Annotated in this window: 14 protein-coding genes; 5 read left to right on the forward strand and 9 right to left on the reverse strand. The window is 26.3% G+C overall.

Annotated elements, in window-relative coordinates:
- Positions 1-230 precede the first annotated feature (230 nt).
- Positions 231-899 carry a collagen-like protein gene (locus NGI68_RS00005; RefSeq protein WP_251860202.1) on the reverse strand — a complete coding sequence of 223 codons (669 nt, stop codon included), beginning with the start codon at positions 897-899 and terminating at the stop codon, positions 231-233.
- Positions 900-1,592: 693 nt separating this feature from the next.
- Here NGI68_RS00005 and NGI68_RS00010 point away from each other — a divergent pair.
- From NGI68_RS00010 to htpG, 3 genes are all read left to right on the forward strand, one after another.
- Positions 1,593-2,462 carry a radical SAM protein gene (locus tag NGI68_RS00010; RefSeq protein WP_251859432.1) on the forward strand — a complete coding sequence of 290 codons (870 nt, stop codon included), beginning with the start codon at positions 1,593-1,595 and terminating at the stop codon, positions 2,460-2,462.
- Between the two features lie 192 nt (positions 2,463-2,654).
- Positions 2,655-3,398, forward strand: a complete 744-nt coding sequence (locus NGI68_RS00015) for a flavodoxin family protein (RefSeq protein ID WP_251859433.1) — start codon at positions 2,655-2,657, stop codon at positions 3,396-3,398.
- Between the two features lie 209 nt (positions 3,399-3,607).
- Positions 3,608-5,488 (forward strand): molecular chaperone HtpG, encoded by a 1,881-nt coding sequence (gene htpG / locus NGI68_RS00020; protein WP_251859434.1) that lies wholly within the window; start codon positions 3,608-3,610, stop codon positions 5,486-5,488.
- A 251-nt stretch (positions 5,489-5,739) separates the two neighbouring features.
- On the opposite strand, the gene NGI68_RS00025 is transcribed toward htpG, so the two are convergent.
- From NGI68_RS00025 to NGI68_RS00060, 8 genes are all read right to left on the reverse strand, one after another.
- Entirely contained in the window at positions 5,740-6,171 is a 432-nt protein-coding gene (locus tag NGI68_RS00025) for a tetratricopeptide repeat protein (RefSeq protein ID WP_251859435.1), read from the reverse strand.
- Between the two features lie 317 nt (positions 6,172-6,488).
- Positions 6,489-7,571: a GerAB/ArcD/ProY family transporter gene (locus tag NGI68_RS00030; RefSeq protein WP_251859436.1), complete on the reverse strand. Its 1,083-nt coding sequence runs from the start codon at positions 7,569-7,571 to the stop codon at positions 6,489-6,491.
- Positions 7,572-7,611: 40 nt separating this feature from the next.
- On the reverse strand, positions 7,612-8,724 hold the full coding sequence (locus NGI68_RS00035; protein ID WP_251859437.1) for a Ger(x)C family spore germination protein: 1,113 nt from the start codon (positions 8,722-8,724) through the stop codon (positions 7,612-7,614).
- A 37-nt stretch (positions 8,725-8,761) separates the two neighbouring features.
- Positions 8,762-9,886, reverse strand: coding sequence for a Ger(x)C family spore germination protein (locus NGI68_RS00040; RefSeq protein ID WP_251859438.1), 1,125 nt, complete (start codon positions 9,884-9,886; stop codon positions 8,762-8,764).
- Positions 9,876-10,967 carry a GerAB/ArcD/ProY family transporter gene (locus NGI68_RS00045; RefSeq protein ID WP_251859439.1) on the reverse strand — a complete coding sequence of 364 codons (1,092 nt, stop codon included), beginning with the start codon at positions 10,965-10,967 and terminating at the stop codon, positions 9,876-9,878. The genes NGI68_RS00040 and NGI68_RS00045 overlap by 11 nt, the downstream gene beginning before the upstream one ends.
- Entirely contained in the window at positions 10,957-12,456 is a 1,500-nt protein-coding gene (locus NGI68_RS00050) for a spore germination protein (protein WP_251859440.1), read from the reverse strand. Before NGI68_RS00050 ends, NGI68_RS00045 begins: the two co-directional genes overlap by 11 nt.
- A gap of 626 nt (positions 12,457-13,082) precedes the next feature.
- The gene (locus tag NGI68_RS00055) at positions 13,083-15,329 is read right to left on the reverse strand and encodes a M6 family metalloprotease domain-containing protein (protein ID WP_251859441.1); all 2,247 of its coding nucleotides are present in this window, start codon (positions 15,327-15,329) and stop codon (positions 13,083-13,085) included.
- Positions 15,330-15,348: 19 nt separating this feature from the next.
- Positions 15,349-16,335: a leucine-rich repeat domain-containing protein gene (locus NGI68_RS00060; protein ID WP_251859442.1), complete on the reverse strand. Its 987-nt coding sequence runs from the start codon at positions 16,333-16,335 to the stop codon at positions 15,349-15,351.
- 445 nt (positions 16,336-16,780) lie between these two features.
- Between NGI68_RS00060 and NGI68_RS00065 the strand changes: the two genes are divergently transcribed.
- Positions 16,781-17,446 (forward strand): response regulator transcription factor, encoded by a 666-nt coding sequence (locus tag NGI68_RS00065; protein ID WP_251859443.1) that lies wholly within the window; start codon positions 16,781-16,783, stop codon positions 17,444-17,446.
- Positions 17,436-18,908, forward strand: coding sequence for a HAMP domain-containing sensor histidine kinase (locus NGI68_RS00070; RefSeq protein WP_353505334.1), 1,473 nt, complete (start codon positions 17,436-17,438; stop codon positions 18,906-18,908). The genes NGI68_RS00065 and NGI68_RS00070 overlap by 11 nt, the downstream gene beginning before the upstream one ends.
- Positions 18,909-18,941 lie beyond the last annotated feature (33 nt).

An 18,941-nucleotide genomic window follows, 5' to 3' on the forward strand; every position in this document is an offset into this window, starting at 1 on the left:
CATTAATAATGAACTTTACAATTACTTAAATGATGTAAATTATGGAATGTCTAAGCCTCAATTTAATCATTTAACCAATATTGCTAATGGATTAATATTGATCAGGATTTTTATAATTAAAATTAGAAGCATTCTTACCACAACTTTTTAGCTTGATATTTAGTATTATGCATGCTAATTTTGAATGCTTCTAATAAAATAACTTCTACAGCTTAATTCTAAAATTATTTTTAGTTACTTAGTTTTTGTATAAGAATAGATGCATTTGAATTAATCTGGGTACCTCCACTCAGTGTTTGTAAAGTTACAGCTGACGCACTTGAGTGATTTCTCAAGGTTAAAACGTCTCCTGTGGCAGCAGTAATTATTACCATACCTGGATTTGGCTGGGTGCCTGCTCCAGAACCGTAAACACTTCCAGTAACAGGACCTCCATTTTGAAAAAGAGTAAACTGGTTAGGTTCAACGCCAGCTACATTAAACCATACTGCATAATCTCCAGCAGTACCGAGACTAATTGAAGTTGTTCCAGGTGCATGGGTTATTGGGCCAACAATGATGCCATTGTTGCTAAAGTTTATATCAGCTTCTATTGCAACAACCTGTGCGGATAGATTATAGATATACGCATAATTTTCAATTGTTGTTCCAGTAGGACCACTAGGACCAGTAACACCAGTAGGCCCAGTAGCACCAGTAACACCAGTAGCACCACTAGGACCAGTAGGACCAGTAGGTCCAATAGGACTTCTACAGCAACAGTGTAGTTTTAGAGGAAGGCTTGGATTATTACAGTAACGACGACTTAGTGCAGATATCAAGTTTGGTGAACCGTTTTCATATTTATTTATAGATTTACTATTAGTTGTTTTGGCATAACATTTATTAGTTCTATCCATAAAAATTCCTCCTAATAAGGTATTCTAGGTGATTAATCACCTAAGATATTATATGCTTTTAAGGTAATGGTGTTATTATGCACACGTTTAGTTGCATGAATTATATCTTGTTTTAAAGGCTTTCTTTAATTAAATATTTAGAACTTTTGTGTCAATAGACGCATTTAAATAAGATGCTTTAATAGAGATGTTAGAGAATTGTTGCTAGTATAAAGTAGTGGACACATTAAATCGAACTAAGTAAAATAATATTTAGTTAAGAAAGGATGTGTCCATTTAATTGGGATCAGTTCATTTTACAGAAGTCCTCCTTTTTAATTAATAATAGTTTCTTATTATAAGAAATAAGTATTATAAAAGAAGTGATTAAATGGAATATACAAATTTTTGTAGGTTTTATTGGTTCCTAATTAAAATGTATGTTCATAAGTATATAACAAAACAAATGAGAAATTGTTACTAAAATAATAAAAAATATATAATATACAAATGAATTATCCTAAAATAATTATTGGAACAAAGGAAGATAATAGAATATAATTGAATTAAAAGACCATTCTTAATAAGTAGTTCTTATTAAAATGATATTTTATAAAAAATTAACTAAAGAATGTGAAGTTTTTAGTATAGAACAAAAGATAAAAATTTTGATGAATAGATTAGAGTATTTTAAATGGAGGTATTGAGAAGTTTATGAGGTATGAAGGCAATATATATAGGCCACCTAGTGAAGCCAATAGTTTAATTTTACAGATTACTATAGGTTGTTCTCATAATAAATGTAGCTTTTGTTCTATGTATAAAAACGAGAAATTTAGAGTAAGGGAACTAAAAGATATATTTGAGGACTTAGAGGAGAGTCAAAAATATTATAGAAGAATAGAAAAAGTATTTTTAGCTGATGGAGATGCCCTTTGTTTAAAAACAGAAAATTTAAAAAAAATATTATTAAAAATAAAGGAGACCCAACCATATTGCAGGAGAGTTGGTATATATGCTACAGCTAAAGATGTATTAAGAAAGACTGTAGAAGAATTAAAAGAGCTTAGAGAATTAGGGTTAGGAATAATTTATATGGGGCTTGAAAGTGGCAGTGCTGAAATTTTAGAGGACATAAATAAAGATGTTACTATAGATGAGTATGTAGAAGCATGTAAAAAAACTAAGGCTAGTGGTATAAAATCATCTATAACTGTAATATCTGGCCTTGGAGGAAAAGAAAAGTGGAAAAAGCACGCTGTAGAAACGGGAAAAATACTATCTCTGATGGATCCAGATTATGTTGGATTATTAACTCTTCTTTTAGATGAAGATACAGAGATGACAGAGCAGGTTAAAAGAGGAGAGATTACATTATTAAAGCCAGAAGAAATTATGAGAGAAACAAAGTTAATGTTAGAAAATATGAATGTATCTAATTGTGTGTTTAGAAGCAATCATGCCTCTAACTATGTAGCATTAGGAGGAACTTTACCACAGGATAAAGAAAAATTAATAAAGATTATAGAGAATATATTAAAAGAAGATTTTTATTATAAGGAAGATATATATAGATTATTATAAAGAAGATGTATATGTTATACGATCAATTTAAATAAACTTAACAGGGCTCAGAAAAAGATTAAAATTAAGAATTATTAATAACAAATATTCCCCTTAAGTAGATATAACTGGAAGTATTTATGCATCTATTTTAGGGGATTTTTTATAAGAAAATATTGATTAGATTCAAAAATTTTATGGAGGAATTTTTGTATGAAGTGTTTGGTTATTCATGGTAGTCCAAGAAGGGGACATACATGGGATGTTTTAAATATAGCTGAGAAAGAAATGAAGAGAAATGGACAAATACAGTTTGAACATATTGAACTGGCAAAAGAAAATATAATAAATTGCGTTGGATGTTTCAATTGTATTTTTAAAGGAGAAGATAAATGTCCTCATAAAGAGAGCATGACAAAAATAGTAGATAAAATAGAAAAATCGGATGCTTTAATAGTTACCTCTCCTGTGTATTCTATGCAGGTTACAGGACTTTTAAAAAATTTTATAGACCATATGTCCTACAACTTTCATAGACCAAGATTCTTTACAAAGAAAGCTCTAGTAATAACTACCACAGCAGGTGCTGGACACAAAGATGCAGCTAATTATATAAGAAATGTATTATATTATTGGGGATTCAATCATGTACAAACTATCCCTATAGCCTATAGAAATGTTAAATTAACAGATAAAAATAAAAATAGAGTGATTACTGCCGCCAAAAGTTTTATGTTAGATTTAAAGTCTAATAAGTTGCATAGACCTTCAATAAAATCTGTAGTAATGTTTAATATTTGGAGAGCTATGGCAAGAGAAAAATATGAAGAAGGAACTGCAGATTATGATTATTGGACTAATACTGGTTTAGAAAATTACCCTTTTTCAAAAGAGGTAAAGATAAGTATGTTTAAAAGATTAATAGGTAATTTTATGTATAAAGTTATAAGTAAATAATTTTATATAAATTGTATTATTCGTCGTATTAAAAGCATTAATAAGGGTCAATTATTATTTTAAAATATTGACATAAATCTTTAAATATGTTATATAAAAAGTAGAAGTTAGCACTCTATGTATTAAAGTGCTAACAATAATATTACATAACATTACAGTAGATAAGTAAAAATTTATTTATAGTTTTTATTCTGAAGGGAGAGACTGATATGGAAACTAAACAATTTAAAGCAGAGTCTAAAAGACTTTTAGATCTTATGATTAATTCAATTTATACTCATAAGGAGATTTTTTTAAGAGAACTTATTTCTAATGCTAGTGATGCTATTGATAAGGTTTATTACAAAACACTAACAGATGATTCTCTAAAATTCGAAAAAGATGATTATTATGTTAAAGTAATCTCTGATAAGGAAAATAGAATTTTAAAAATAAGTGATACTGGTATAGGAATGACAAAGGAAGAACTTGATAATAATCTTGGAGTTATAGCTAAAAGTGGATCTTTGCAATTTAAAAAAGAAAATGAGGTAAAAGAAGGCTATGATATAATAGGTCAATTTGGTGTAGGCTTCTATTCAGCTTTTTTAGTATCTGATGATGTTACTGTTATAAGTAAAGCTTTTGGTAGTGATCAGGCTTATAAATGGCACTCTAAAGGTGCAGAAGGTTATACTATAGAACCTTGTGAAAAAGAAACTTATGGTACAGACATTATAATTAAAATTAAAGATAATACAGAGGAAGAAAACTATGATGAGTTTTTAGACGAATATAGATTAAAATCTATAATTAAAAAATACTCTGACTTCATTAGATATCCAATAAAAATGGATGTGACAAAGTCAAAACCTAAAGAGGATAATAAAGAGGAAATTGAAGAGTATAAAGAAGAAGAAACTATAAATAGTATGGTTCCTATTTGGAGAAAAAATAAAAATGAATTAAATAAACAGGATTATGAGAATTTTTATGCTGAAAAGCATTATGGTTTTGATAAGCCAATAAAATATATTCATACTAGTGTAGATGGTGTAGTAAGCTACAATTCAATTTTATTTATTCCAGAGACAATACCTTATGATTTTTATACAAAAGAATATGAAAAAGGGTTAGAACTATATTCAAATGGTGTTTTAATTATGAATAAGTGCGGAGATTTATTACCAGACTATTTTGGATTTGTTAAGGGCATCGTAGATTCTGAAGATTTATCTCTTAATATATCTAGAGAAATATTACAACATGATAGACAATTAAAGCTTATTGCAAAAAATATAAAAACAAAAATTAAAAATGAACTAGAGAATTTACTTAAAAAAGAAAGAGAAAAATACGAAAAATTCTATAAATCCTTTGGAAGACAATTAAAATATGGTGTATATAGTGATTTTGGAAGTAACAAAGATGTATTACAAGATTTATTAATGTTCTATTCATCTAAAGAGAAAAAGATGGTTACTCTAGATGAATATGTTTCAAGAATGCCAGAAGAACAGAAATATATCTATTACGCTGTAGGAGAATCTAATGAAAGAATTGAAAAACTTCCACAAATAGAAGGAGTATTAGATAAAGGATATGAAGTATTATACTTTACAGATGATATAGATGAATTTGCTATTAAGATGCTTATGAAATATAAGGATAAAGAATTTAAATCCGTATCAAGTGGTGACTTAGGCATAGAAGGAGAGGAAAAGGAAAATACATCTAATGCTGACGATAAAGAAAATAAAGAGTTATTTGAAGCTATGAAAGACATATTATCAGGAAAAGTTAAAGATGTTAGAGCTTCTAAGAGATTGAAAAACCATCCTGTATGCTTATCAAATGAAGGTGAACTTTCAATTGATATGGAAAAAGTATTAAGTGCTATGCCTAATAATGAGAATATAAAAGCGGATAAAGTTTTAGAAATAAATACAAATCATCATGTATTTGAATCATTAAAAAAATCTTATGAAGAAGACAAAGACAAACTTAAATTGTATACAGATTTGTTATATAATCAAGCTTTACTTATAGAAGGATTAACAATAAATGATCCTGTAGAATTTACAAATAACATTTGTAAAATAATGAAATAGATATATATTTTAGAAAAGATTTTTCAATAATATTAATATAAAAATTTATAACATAAATAGGGTAAGTAGATAAATTTGTTTTTACACAAATCTATCTACTTACCTATTATGTTATTTAAAACTAGAAAGAGAAATAATTTTTTTATTAAATTTATCATTACAGTTATCATACATTTCATCATAAAAAGAAGGGTTATTTTCTTTACAATCTAGAGCATTCATATAGTCAAGTATGGCATGTTTAAATTTTTTTATTTTATAATATATGTTCCTCTATTTAAATAAATATTTTTGTTTTCAGGTGTTAACTTAATTGCATTACTATAGTCTTTTATGGAAGGAGAATATCTTTTTAAATTGTAGTAAGCAAAAGCTCTGTTTTGGTAGGCTTCACTATCGTTTGGATCTTCGTGTATAGCTTTTGTAAATTCAATGGCGGCTCTTTTATAATCATCTATAGCTTTATTATATTTTTTTAATTTTTTATATAATTCTGCTCTATTAAAGTAGGCATCTATAAAATAAGGATTAAGTTTTATGCCTATAGTATATAGTTTGATTTTTTCTTTAATATCTGAGGCATAGTAGGCATCAGAAAAAATCTTTTCTGCACAAACTTTATTCTTTTTTATTTTAGATGTTTTCTTTTCACATTTAAACTCATTAAAATTTACACATTTCATAAGTTAATAAATCCTTTCAAAATTTTTGCACTCAACTTTATTTTATGCATATTTTTCTATAAGGACAATAGAATATTTTAATATATAAAATAACTATAGGTGACCAATAGACATATATAAATAATAAATAAAGCTCAAATCTATATGTAATAAAATTATTTATATATTTGAGCTTTATTTATTTAACTTAGTATAGAGGATTTATCATATGGCGATATGTAAATATAAAACAATGTATTATAATTTATAGATATATGAATTAGTGTTAATTCATGATAAGTGTGTATTAATTGTATTCAGTTTTATTATTTCTTTGTTTATTCTTTTTTTTGATTTATTCGAACAAATAGGGCAATTGAAGCAGTGAAAATTATATTGTAAATTATAAATATGGGCATGATTTTGCTAGAAATTTCATTTGATTTAGTTACAGTTCCATAAAAAGATGATATCAAGATCATTAAAGGAACTGTTAACAATAATATAGCTTTTTTGCTTATTTTCTTTGTGAATTGGCTTAGTTCTTGAATTGCAACAAAATAACAATTGTATATACATTTAAACATAGTTAGGCTCCATAAAGACATAAATATAAATCTAAAAGAATTTATTACTGGTATAACTAAGCTTTCTGTAACAGTAACTATTGGCCATAAAAATTGTAAACTGGCTTCTATACCAAAATAAAGTATATCTGTAATAGTGAAGACTACATAAATAGTTGTTACAAAAAGCAGTGCTTTTAATCCACAGCTTTTAATTTTTCCCTTATCTTTAGCGAATGGATATAGCAATAGAATTACTTCTATTAGAGAATAGGAGAAAATGGTTTCTTTAGCAGCTAATATTATGTTTAATGGGTTGGTACCTAATATAGGTTTTATATTCATAATATTTGCATCCTTTAGAGCAATTAAGGGTATAAAAAATATTATAATAGTTAAAAAAAATATAACTTCATTTAATTTACCTAATATTTTAAATCCTTGCCATATAGTATAAGCTATAAGGATATATAAAAGTATTAATAAAGTCCATTTATTTAAAAATTGAACCATATAAATATGCAATATGCTAGATACGTCTGTTGCTACTTTTGTGGCTATAAATATAAAGTATGAAATAAAAATTAAATTTAAAATAGATCCCAGTATATTACCGAAAATTTTTTTGCTTAAAACAAGTATATTTTCATTTGGATGATTTTTGCATAAATAATTTGCTATGAATATTATATACAAAGGATATATAGCTCCTAATATAACAGATATCCAACCATCTTGTTTGGCAATTTGTATAACATAATTTGGTAAACTAAGGACGCTTATGCCTAGCATGGATCCTATTAAAATTAAAGTGAATTGCAATTGTGTTAATTCACTAGTTTTACTGTTGTTCATAAAATATCCTCCTAATTTTTTATTAAATAAAGTTTTTTATTTAATAGTCTCCTCTACCTTCACTGTCTACTTTTACTTTTACGTTAACTTTTATTTCAGAATCTAATACTTTTTTGTTCCAATCTATACCTGTTTGTCTTCCATATTTGGATGCAGCCACATTACCTAAGCTTAACATATCAACTTTTGAAGTGTTTTTCATTTTATTTATAAAGGCATTGCACTTTTTTTCTACGTGATTTTCCATGTCATTTTGAAAGCGCTTTAGTACTTTTGGATTATTATTTAAATCCTTGTATAATTCATTGGAGACTATAGGTCCCTTAAGAGAAATATTTATTACAAATTTATATTTATCGCCTTCTTTATAGCACTTCACATTTCTTTCAGCTCTAGGATAATAATTTATATATTCTTTGGAACTTTTTTGAATAGTTAACATACCTTTACCTTTATTTTCTCTTAATAGATTTAGAGATCTTACATCTTCCATTCCTAATTTTGTTACCATTTTAGTTTTGTTAAAAATAGCCAGACCTGTGATTTTTAATTTGTTTTCCACAATATCTATATAAGGAACAACTGGATTGATTCCCTCAGTGCTAGATTTAATAATAAAGTCCATTAATGTATATTTTTTAGGGAAAAAATTATAATTATATAGGTGTTCTACTAATGAACCTACATATTCCTCCGTTCCATGAAAATGATCTACTTCATATTGTAAAATATCTTCAGCTTTACCATTACAGATTACCATTTTTGCATTATCATTTACAGCAGGGTTATTAAGAAGTATATCTATTATAGTGCTTACTCCAAATGTAGCAAATTTTTCACTAATAACCAAAGACTCTTCTAAACCTAATATAAAGTCTCTACTAGCCATTAATTGTCTTGTATTTCTAGTATCTCCCAAATCTATAGCTTCAGAAGTTATTAAATTACTTTCGTTAGGTGATTTACTTTCTGAAAAGTAAACTCTAAGAGGAACACTATACATGACTTCATTTCCTGATTTCTCCATTATGTCGTAACCAATGCTACTGGGAAGATTTAACTCATCAATCCCAGCGCCCCGTTCTCCTATGAAATTTATAAGTATAATTAAAATGAAAGATATTCTTAATAGGGTTTTAATTTTACGTTTCATTTTTATCACCTTCTCCTAAAGCTAATAATATAAATGTTTATTCTTTATTTAAATAATCTCCTCTACCTTCACTGTGTACCTTCACTTTTACATTAACTTTGATTTCAGAGTCTAGTATTTTTTTGTTCCAATCTACACCTGTTCTTCTGCCATATTTAGCAGCAGCTATATTTCCTAAGTTCAACATATCTACTTGAGAAGTGGTTTTTATTTTATTTATAAAGTTGTTACACTTCTTTTCTACGGATTTTTCCATGTCATTTTGAAATTGTCTTAATACTTTTGGATCGTTATTTAAATTTTTGTACAATTGGTTTGATACAATAGGCCCTTTAAGATAAATGTTTATCACAAATTTATATTTGCTTCCTTCCTTATAACATTTTACTTTCCTTTTAGCTCTAGGATAATAATTTATATATTTCTTAGAATTTTTTTGAATGGTTAACATACCTTTTCCTTTATTTTCTCTTAATAAATTTAGTATTTTTACATCTTCCATTCCTAATTTTGTTATCATTTTAGTTTTATCAAAAATAGCTAAACCTGTAATTTTTAGTTTGTTTTCCACGATATCTATATAAGGAACAACTGGATTTTTTCCTTCTTCACTAGATTCCATAATAAAGTCCATTAAGGTATATTTTTTAGGGAAAAAATTATAATTATATGAATGTTCTATTAGTAAACCTATATATTCTTCTTTCCCATCAAAATGTTTTGTCTGATAATCTAAGATATCTTGAGCTTTACCATTACAAACTACCAATTTAGCATTATCATTTACATAAGGATTATTAAGCAATATATCTATTAGAGGTCTTACTCCAAACCTAGCAAATTGTTCACTCATTATTGTAGACTCTTCTAGTCCAAGTATGAAATCTTTATTAGAGATTAGCTGTCTTGTATCTCTAGTTTCTCCTATGCTAGATGCTTTTGAAGTGATTACCTGACTTTGATTTGGTAATTTACTTTCTGAAAAATAAACTCTAAGAGGGATACTGTACATTACTTCATCTTTAGATTGTTCCACTATGTCATTGCCGATACTGCTAGGAAGATTTAATTCTTCTAGTCCAATTCCTCTTTCTCCAATTGAGTTTATTAGTATAATTAAAATAAAAGCAATTGTTAGTATTGTTTTCTTTTTATGTTTCATTCTTATCACCTTTTCCTAAGGCTATTAATACAGCTGTAATAGAAATAAATATAATGTTAAAAATAGCATAAGGTAGAAAAATCTTATCTATAAGGATTCTTCTTGTGGTTACATTACCATATAGATTTGATACCATAATCATTATAGGGTATAGTAATATTACAAAATTTTCTCTGCTGATTTTGTTAAAAACTTCGTTTAAACCATGAGCAACTAGATAATAATTTATAGATATACATTTAAACATACTCATAGTCCATAAAGATAAAAATATAAAGCTAAAAGAATTTATTATAGGTATTACTGTGCTTTTAGATATGGTCATAATAGGCCACAAAAATTTAGATGCAGTATCAGGACCTAAATAAGATACGGTGGATACAGTGTATAATGTGTAAATAAGTGTTATAAAAATTATACTTGTAATACCTACTTTTTTTAGTTTTACTTCTTCATTTACAAAAGGGTATAATATAAGAAGCATTTCTACACCTGCATAGGATTCAATAATATCTTTTACTCCAGTTACAATATTTTTAATGCTAACTTCAAACAATGGTTGTAGGTTTAATATATTAGCTTTCTGCATGGAAAGAAGGGGGATTATGAATACTATAAAAGTAAGATAGAATAATACTTCACTTAATCTTCCTATGGGCTTAGTTCCTTGATAGGCAATATAACCAGTTACTAAAAATAATAAACTTAATATATTCCAAGAACTTAAAAAATTAACCATATAAGTCCTTAAAACATTACTTATTCCTCCAGCTATTTCTGTACCTAATATAAAAAAGAACAACAGAAATATAATATTTAATATATTTCCTAAGAATTTACCATAGATTTTTTTGCTCAAGTTTAGAATGTCTTCTTTGGGATGTTTTTTTCTTATATAAACAGTTATAAACAGAATATATAGTGGATAAATTGTTGTTAAAAGAGGAGGTATCCAAGCGTTTTGTTTTGCAACCTTTGCTAAAGTATTTGGTAAATTTAATGTTTCTACACTAATTATGCTGCCTATAAGTAATAGAGTTAGCTGACTTTCAGTTAAAATATTATCTTCTTTACTTGCCATTTTTCTTCCTCCTAAGCAAGTCTCTCACATTACTTTGTCTAGTTGGATTTGTATTAGGTATAATTTTTGGCCTTTCATTAAACTTATCTACAGGAGCCCTTACAATTATATCCTTTAAATCACTTTTATGAATTTTAAAATAAGGTATTCCATAACTTTCTAAACTACATAGATAGGCTATCAAGAAAAACCAGCCTATAGCAATTCCAAACATACCTAAAAAATTACCTAAAAATAGCATAGGATAGCTTATTAATCTTATGGAAACTGCCATTTCATAATTAGGAATTAAAAAAGTAGCCACTGTAGAAATACCTACCACAAGTAAGGTGGTAGAACTTACTATTTTTGCTTTTATAGCTGCATCACCTATAATAATACCACCAACAACGCTTAGGGTTTGAGCTATTTTTAAAGGTAGTCTTAATCCACCTTCTCTTAAAAAATCTACAATCATACTCATAGATAATATAGACATAAAAGGGGTTAAAGCGATTCCTTTCCTAGATTCAATAATAGCACCCAAAAACTCAAATGGAATTAATTCAGAGTTGAATTTTATAAAAGTTACATATATAGCAGGAAGCGTTATAACCAAAAAAATTGCTAGATATCGTAAAATTCTTGTAAAGGAAGATAGAATAGTTCTTTGATTATAATCTTCAATTGCTTGAAAAAATTCAAAAAATATTGCAGGTATTGTTGCTACAAAAGGAGTTCCGTCGGTAATAACTGCAATTCTACCTTCTAGTAAATTTGCTTGAACTATATCTGGTCTTTCTGTAAAAAAAGCTTGTGGAAATATACTATAACTATTACTTTCCATAAATTGTTCCCAAAAACCGCTAGCTATAACGTTATCCACATCTATTGCTTCTAACTTTGATCTTATATCATCTACAATATTTTTGTCTGCTATATTATCTACATACATTAATACTAAATCTGTTTGACTCTTTCTTCCTATAGTTAATTTTTCTTCTACTAAATTATTATCTTTTAAGTGTCTTCTTAAAAGACTTACATTTGTATCTAATTTTTCTACAAAGCTTTCCCTAGACCCTCTTATAGAAGCCTCATTAATAGAGTCTGAAATGCTTCTATATTCCCCACCTGTAGTATCAAAGATTATAAATTTTGTACCACCTTGCAGTACTAGTATACTTTTACCACGTTTTAAATGAAAAACTGCATTAACTACATCTTCTTCTATAAGGGTATTGCTAAGGTATATGTATTTTTTACAAAGAGTTTCTTCTAAATTATTCATAGTTTTCAAATCTTCTTTTATATTAAGCATTAAAGGTTTAAGAATATCTCTGCTTATAGTTTCATTATTAACTAATCCGTTTATGTATAATAATGAAGCTTCTATATTTGAAGGCTCATTTATTATAATATCTTTTATTACTAAATCATTTTTATTTCCTACTAAATTTTTAATAGAGTTAATTTTCTCTTGAAGTGAATTTAAGCTTTTATTTTTCATAAACACTTCACTCCTTTACAAATAAATATAGTACATAAAATAATTGTTTCCTTATGCTTAAATAATTATTCAAAAATATAACTATATATAAGATTTGATATAGTCATGAGCAATGTTGACAATAGGGATAAATTATGAACTATAGAAAGATTGATTCAACTAGAACAATCAGTCAATTGACATTTTATTTAAACTATTTAATATGATGATACAGTTGTTTTTATTAGAAAAAATATTAGATCTATGAAATAGGGTAGAAAGAAAGCTGATATAATAGCTTGAAAAAGATATATTTATTAATTCATATTGTTAGAAAGTAGGGTGAATGGGTAATTGATTATATACTTGCAAGAATAATAAATCTATACTTATGAAATATATAGTATAGGGACATAATTATTTAAGATAGTAGAATTTAAAATAATTGTATTTATTAGAGAATATTAAAAATGTATCATAAGGAATAATTGTTACTATAAATAATATATATTAAATTAAGAAAAGATGAAATAAAGAGAAAGTTTTATGAAAAGAATATAAATGTAGATTTAAAGTATTAAGAAAACAGTGCTAAAATATATTTTCTTAGCACTGTTTTTCTAATACATAATATTTAAAATGTCATATTAGTTTCTTATTTTTAGATATCCTTTTTTGATTAATATTTCATTTCCTCTTGAATCTACTGCAACTACTTTGTAAGGGTAGTCATAATTTTGCCAGTTTGAAAAATACATATCAAACTTAAACCCTGCTTTGGACAAGTTGTATCCGGTATACGTATTTTCTATATCTGTTATTGCATATCTTTTTGCATCAGTATAATAATAACCATTTACATATAATCTAACTGCTTTTATATCTTGTCCATAAACACATTCACCAGTTAAACTTTTAGAACCGTATACCACTTCATTATCTCCTAAGTTAAATTTGCTTTTGAATGGGAGATCTTTAGTAACAGTTTCTTTCCTTACTCGTAAATAGCCTTTTTTAATTACAACATTTTGAGCATCTTCTGTATTTACTCTTATTTCATATGGATAATTAGCTTCTTGCCATCTTGAACAATCTAAAGAAAATTTAAATGCGGCTTGTGATAGATCATATCCTTTATATCTATTTTCAGCATTACTTAATTTACTACGTTGAGCATCCATGTATTTATAGCCATTTATATATAATCCCACATTATTAATTTTTTTTCCATAAACACATTCGCCAGTTATATCTGCAGAATTTAATAATGTTTTGGTATCGTCAAAATTAATTCTATAAGCAAATAGTAAATTTTTATTACTATCACCATCTTTATTATCATCAGTTTCAGAAGTAGTGTCACCAGTCTTACCATTTATAACTACATCAAAATTTGCAGTATTTCCTATAGTTTTAATATTTTTTAAACTTATTCCACTGTCTCTTCCATCTGATAAGAATAAGTTCTTCGAACCTATGATTGTCCTAGTAGAGTTGAAGTTTGCATTAGATATATCTCCAACATTATATAAACTTCCGTTTGGTCTATATAAATATACCTCATCTCCACCTTCTGCATTACCTCTGCCTTGAAGGGCTGTATTAATTCTATAAACTAATAATCCTTCTCCAGGTAAATTTGATTCATATAATCCTTGTGTTTTTCTATACTCTACTACAAAATATTCTTTATTTGAATTTGGTGATTTTATTATATAACTATTATTATTTTCATTGATTATTGAATTTATTGAATATTTTCCAGGTTTATTTATGGTGTTTATATTGTTAATCCATTTACCATAATACATTTTCATATAGGCACCCATTGATTGTGGAATATTTGTAGTTTGATCCATTACATCCCATGGACCTACAGCAACTCTGCCATCATAATTATAATGATAAAGATCAGGTGCTCCTAATGTATGGAACATTTCATGACTTAAAACTCCAATACCGTTATCACCTATAAAATCTTCTAATTGGAAATTATAAGTATCTATTGTTTTACCATTTATTTTTACATCGTGATAGAACATATTCCATTTATGAGGCCATAAAAGAGAAGACCACCCAGTTGTTGCACCTTTTATAATAAAGCACACATTATCAACTGCGCCATCATTATCTGAGTCTACATTCAAATCCTTTGGAATCTGATCTTTAACAGAATCTACAGCGTTTTTGAGTAGAGTTTGTTCCTTTGCGGCTACTTCATCTTTAGGAACGTCGGTATAATAGCTTCTTGGATGATTATCAGTGTAACTTAAAACTTTATTACCATTAGCTTTAGGATAAAAAGTTGTACTAACGTCTAATTTGTTATATGATACTTCTTTATAATAATTATTTAATGATGCCTGATTTTTCCCATTAAATTGGTTGTTATACATAGAAAAATCTCTTGTTATTTCATCCTGATCTCTAAATTTTATAAAAATAACTATATTATTAAGTTTTCCAGTGTTTTTTGTAGCTTTTACTTTGTTGTTTTCATTAACCATTTCTCGTTCTTTTTCAATATCATCTAGTGGAGCCTTTACATCTTTCATGTTAACTCTGCTATCAGTATTAATTTGTTTTAAGGTTTTAGTATTTTCTTTTGTTACTCTTTCTCTAGAAGGTTGCACTTTATTTTTTACATATTTACCATAAACATAATACCCTGTTTTTACATCTTTAACTATGGCTCTTCCTTTTGAATCATGTAAAAAATTATAAAATTCATCTCCTGATGCATAGCATTGAATAACTTGTCCATCAGGTTGGGTTAATTTTATTTGGGCATCCTTTATGGGAGCTGCACTAACCCTTATTTGGTTTGTTCCTAGAATACAGGCACCTACCACTAAAAGTGGTAAGACCAGATTAGATAAGAATTTCTTTTTCATTATCTTTCCTCCTTATAATTTATATTGAAAAATCTGGTTCAACTAGATTTTTATATATATCTTTTAATGTTTTATAGTTTGATATATTATTTTTATCTAGTTTGAGAGATTTCAATTTTTTAAGATTAGTTATAACGGATATATCTGATATTTTGTTTTTATTTAATGCTAAATTAACTATTTCACTTTTATTTGAAAGTATAGAGATATTAGTTATTTTATTATTACTTGCCCATAGGTCTGTAAGATGGCTCATATTTTCTATTCCATTTAAAAGAGTTAGGGAGTTGTTACATACATTAAGTTCTTTAATATATTTCATGGATTTTAATGTATCTATTTTGCTGATCTTATTATCACTAATATCTAAATTGGTTATTTTAGTTAATTTCTGAATTGGTTCTAAATTAGTTATACTGTTATTGGAAGTATAGAGTTCTTTTAAATTTGTTAGATTTTCTATTCCCTTTAAGCTGGTTAATTTATTATTACTTATATCTAATCTTTCCAATTGTTTTAAAGGTTCAATTAAGGATAAATCATTTAAATTACAATCTATAATTTCTAAGTTTTTTAGATTTTTTAGTGTGGATATGGCCTTTAAATCTTTTATATTGTTATGTACTATCTTTAAAGTTTTAATATTATCCTTTCCACTTAATTTATCTATGTTCTCTATTCCACTATCAATAATTTCTAGCGAAGATATTTTATCTAAATTAGCCACATTATCTAAGTTTTTCACATTATTATTTTTAATAATAGTAGATGCTTCATTTTCTCCAGTTTGTGCAGTGTTTTGTTTTTCATTTTTTGGAGACGTATTACTATTTTTAGAATTACTATGATTTTTTTTATTGTTTGTAGATGGGTTTATTTGTGTTTCAACATTTTGTACATTAGTCTCAGTGGATTCTTTTTTAGAATTACTATTTTTATAAAATGCAATTATAGTAAAAAATATAATTATACAAGATATAAATGCAAGAACTTTTTTATTTTTCACTGTTTTTCACCCCTATTTTATCATAATTTACTTTTTATGTTTATTATCGCAATTATTGTTTATTACTTTACACCTAAAGGATAATTTTTCATGAATTTTTTTAATAAAATATGAATAGTATATTATTTTTTATTAAATAGGAATTTTATGTAATTTAATAATTGAAATTTTAATAAGAATTAATTGTTACATTTAGAAATTATAAATAAGAAATGTATAAGTAATAGTATGGAGCTTATAACATAAAAAATTATTTAGTAATTGTTAAAGATATGTTCACAGATTTTAAGTTATTATTAATATAAAATATAAAAGAAATTATATTTATTTAAGGATGTACTATTTTTTATGTTGTATAAATAGAAAATAAATTAAGTACTATAAATGTGACATTATTTTTAAATGTTATATTTGTAGCATATATTTAGTCAGGAGTGTAATAAGAATGCCAAAAAAAATTCTTGTAGTAGAGGACGATTTTGATATAAAAACTATTATAAGAGAAGTTTTAAAGGAAAGTGGGTATTTAGTAGAAGATGCCACAGATGGATTAATGGCAGTTGAAATGTTTAGAAAAGATAAATTTGATTTAATAATTTTAGATATAATGCTTCCTAAGATAGATGGATTTGTAGTATGTGAAATTATAAGAAAAGAATCTAATGTTCCAATAATAATGCTTACAGCTTTAGAGGAAGAGGAAGATCAGATTAAAGGATTTGAATTAAATATAGATGATTATATAACAAAACCTTTTTCTATAAATTTATTAATAAAGAGAGTGGAGGTAGTACTTAGAAGATCTAATAGGTTAGAAGAAAATAGTACAAATTTAACATTTGAAGAAATAATAATAGATACATCTAATTATAAAACATTAGTTAATAATAAGGAAATAGAGTTAACTTTTAAAGAATTTAAAATATTAGAAATTTTCATGTGTAATATAGGAATAGTTTTTTCACGAGAATCCTTGTTAAATAAAATATGGGGATATGATTATTTTGGAGACACTCGAGTTATAGATACCCATATTAAAAATCTAAGACAAAAGCTAAGTGTGGATTATATAAAAACTATAAGAGGAGTGGGGTATAAAATTGAAAAATAGGTTTAAAAAAAGTATAGTATATAAATTATTCCTAGTAACCACCCTGTTATTAGTAATAAGTTCTATATGTACTTATTCTATAATTTATATGTTTTTACCTAGGTATTATTATAAATATAAGAGAATAAATATAGAGAATCAGTTAGATAAATTAGTTACTGATTCTCCTAGATTAGATGTAAATAATATTGAAGAATATTTGGAAAGTATATCTTCTAATAATAATGCTGTTATACTAGTAACAGATGAAGATGGAAAAATTGTGTATTTTACTAATGTGCCACAAAAAGGACCAATACCTATACCTAAAAAAGAAGAGCTTCCTCATTTTAAAAATAGAGAGAAAATTAGTTCAAGGTCAGTATATAAAAGTTATAGAAAAATAAAATTTAATAATAGCAGTGGAACTTACAATTTATATTTAAATGCACCACTTCAACCTATATCTGAGGCATCTAAAGTTTTAGTTTTACTTATACCATACATAGGATTGGTTATAGTTTTAATTTCTACTATAGGTGGATTGATATATTCTAAGGTAATATCTAAACCTTTAATAAGTGTAAATGAAGTGGCTAAAAAAATGGCTAAATTAGATTTTAGTAAAAAGTGCACAATAAAAGGAGAAGACGAAATAGGTGAGCTTTCTAAAAGTTTAAATGATTTATCAAATAATTTAAAAGTGTCCATGGAAGAGCTTCAAAAGGCAAATGAACAATTATTAGATGATATTGCTAAAGAAAGAGAAATAGAGAAAAAAAGAAGAGAGTTTATAGCCACTATATCACATGAATTAAAAACCCCTATAACTATTTTAAGAGGACAAATAGAAGGAATGTTATCTAATATAGGTATTTATAAGGATAGGGATAAATATCTAAGACGAAATCTTGAAGTTATAAATGATATGGAATATATGGTGAAAGAAACTTTAGAAATTTCAAAACTAGAATCTCAAGGATTCAAACCTAAAAAAGAACAGGTTAATTTTAGTAAAACACTTAAGCAGTGTATTTATAATACAGCTTTTATAGCCAAAGAAAAGAATATAATAATAAACACAAATATAGAAGAGTATTTATTAGTTTTAGGAGATAATAAACTATTAAAAAAAGTAGTACATAATATAATAACTAATGCTATTAATCATTCTAGAGAAAATGAAAAAGTTTATGTAAATCTTCAAAGGAACAAACATGAAATTCTGTTAACAGTAGAAAACACAGGAGTTCATATAGAGGAGAATGAATTTAAAGAAATATTTAAACCTTTTTATAGAATAGAGAAATCTAGAAATAGGAAAAGTGGTGGAAGTGGTCTTGGCCTTTATATAGTGAAAATGATTTTAGATGCTCATAAGGCCCAATATTCTATTTCAAACAGTAAAAAAGGTGTAGCATTTAAAGTTTCCTTAAATGATTATAATAATAATACATTAAAAAAAATACCTTTTATGTTTTAGAAGATATATATTTTCTAGGCACAAATAGTATAT

This window comes from Clostridium sp. Marseille-Q2269 (assembly GCF_943736985.1).
Classification (GTDB): Bacteria; Bacillota; Clostridia; order Clostridiales; family Clostridiaceae; genus Clostridium_F.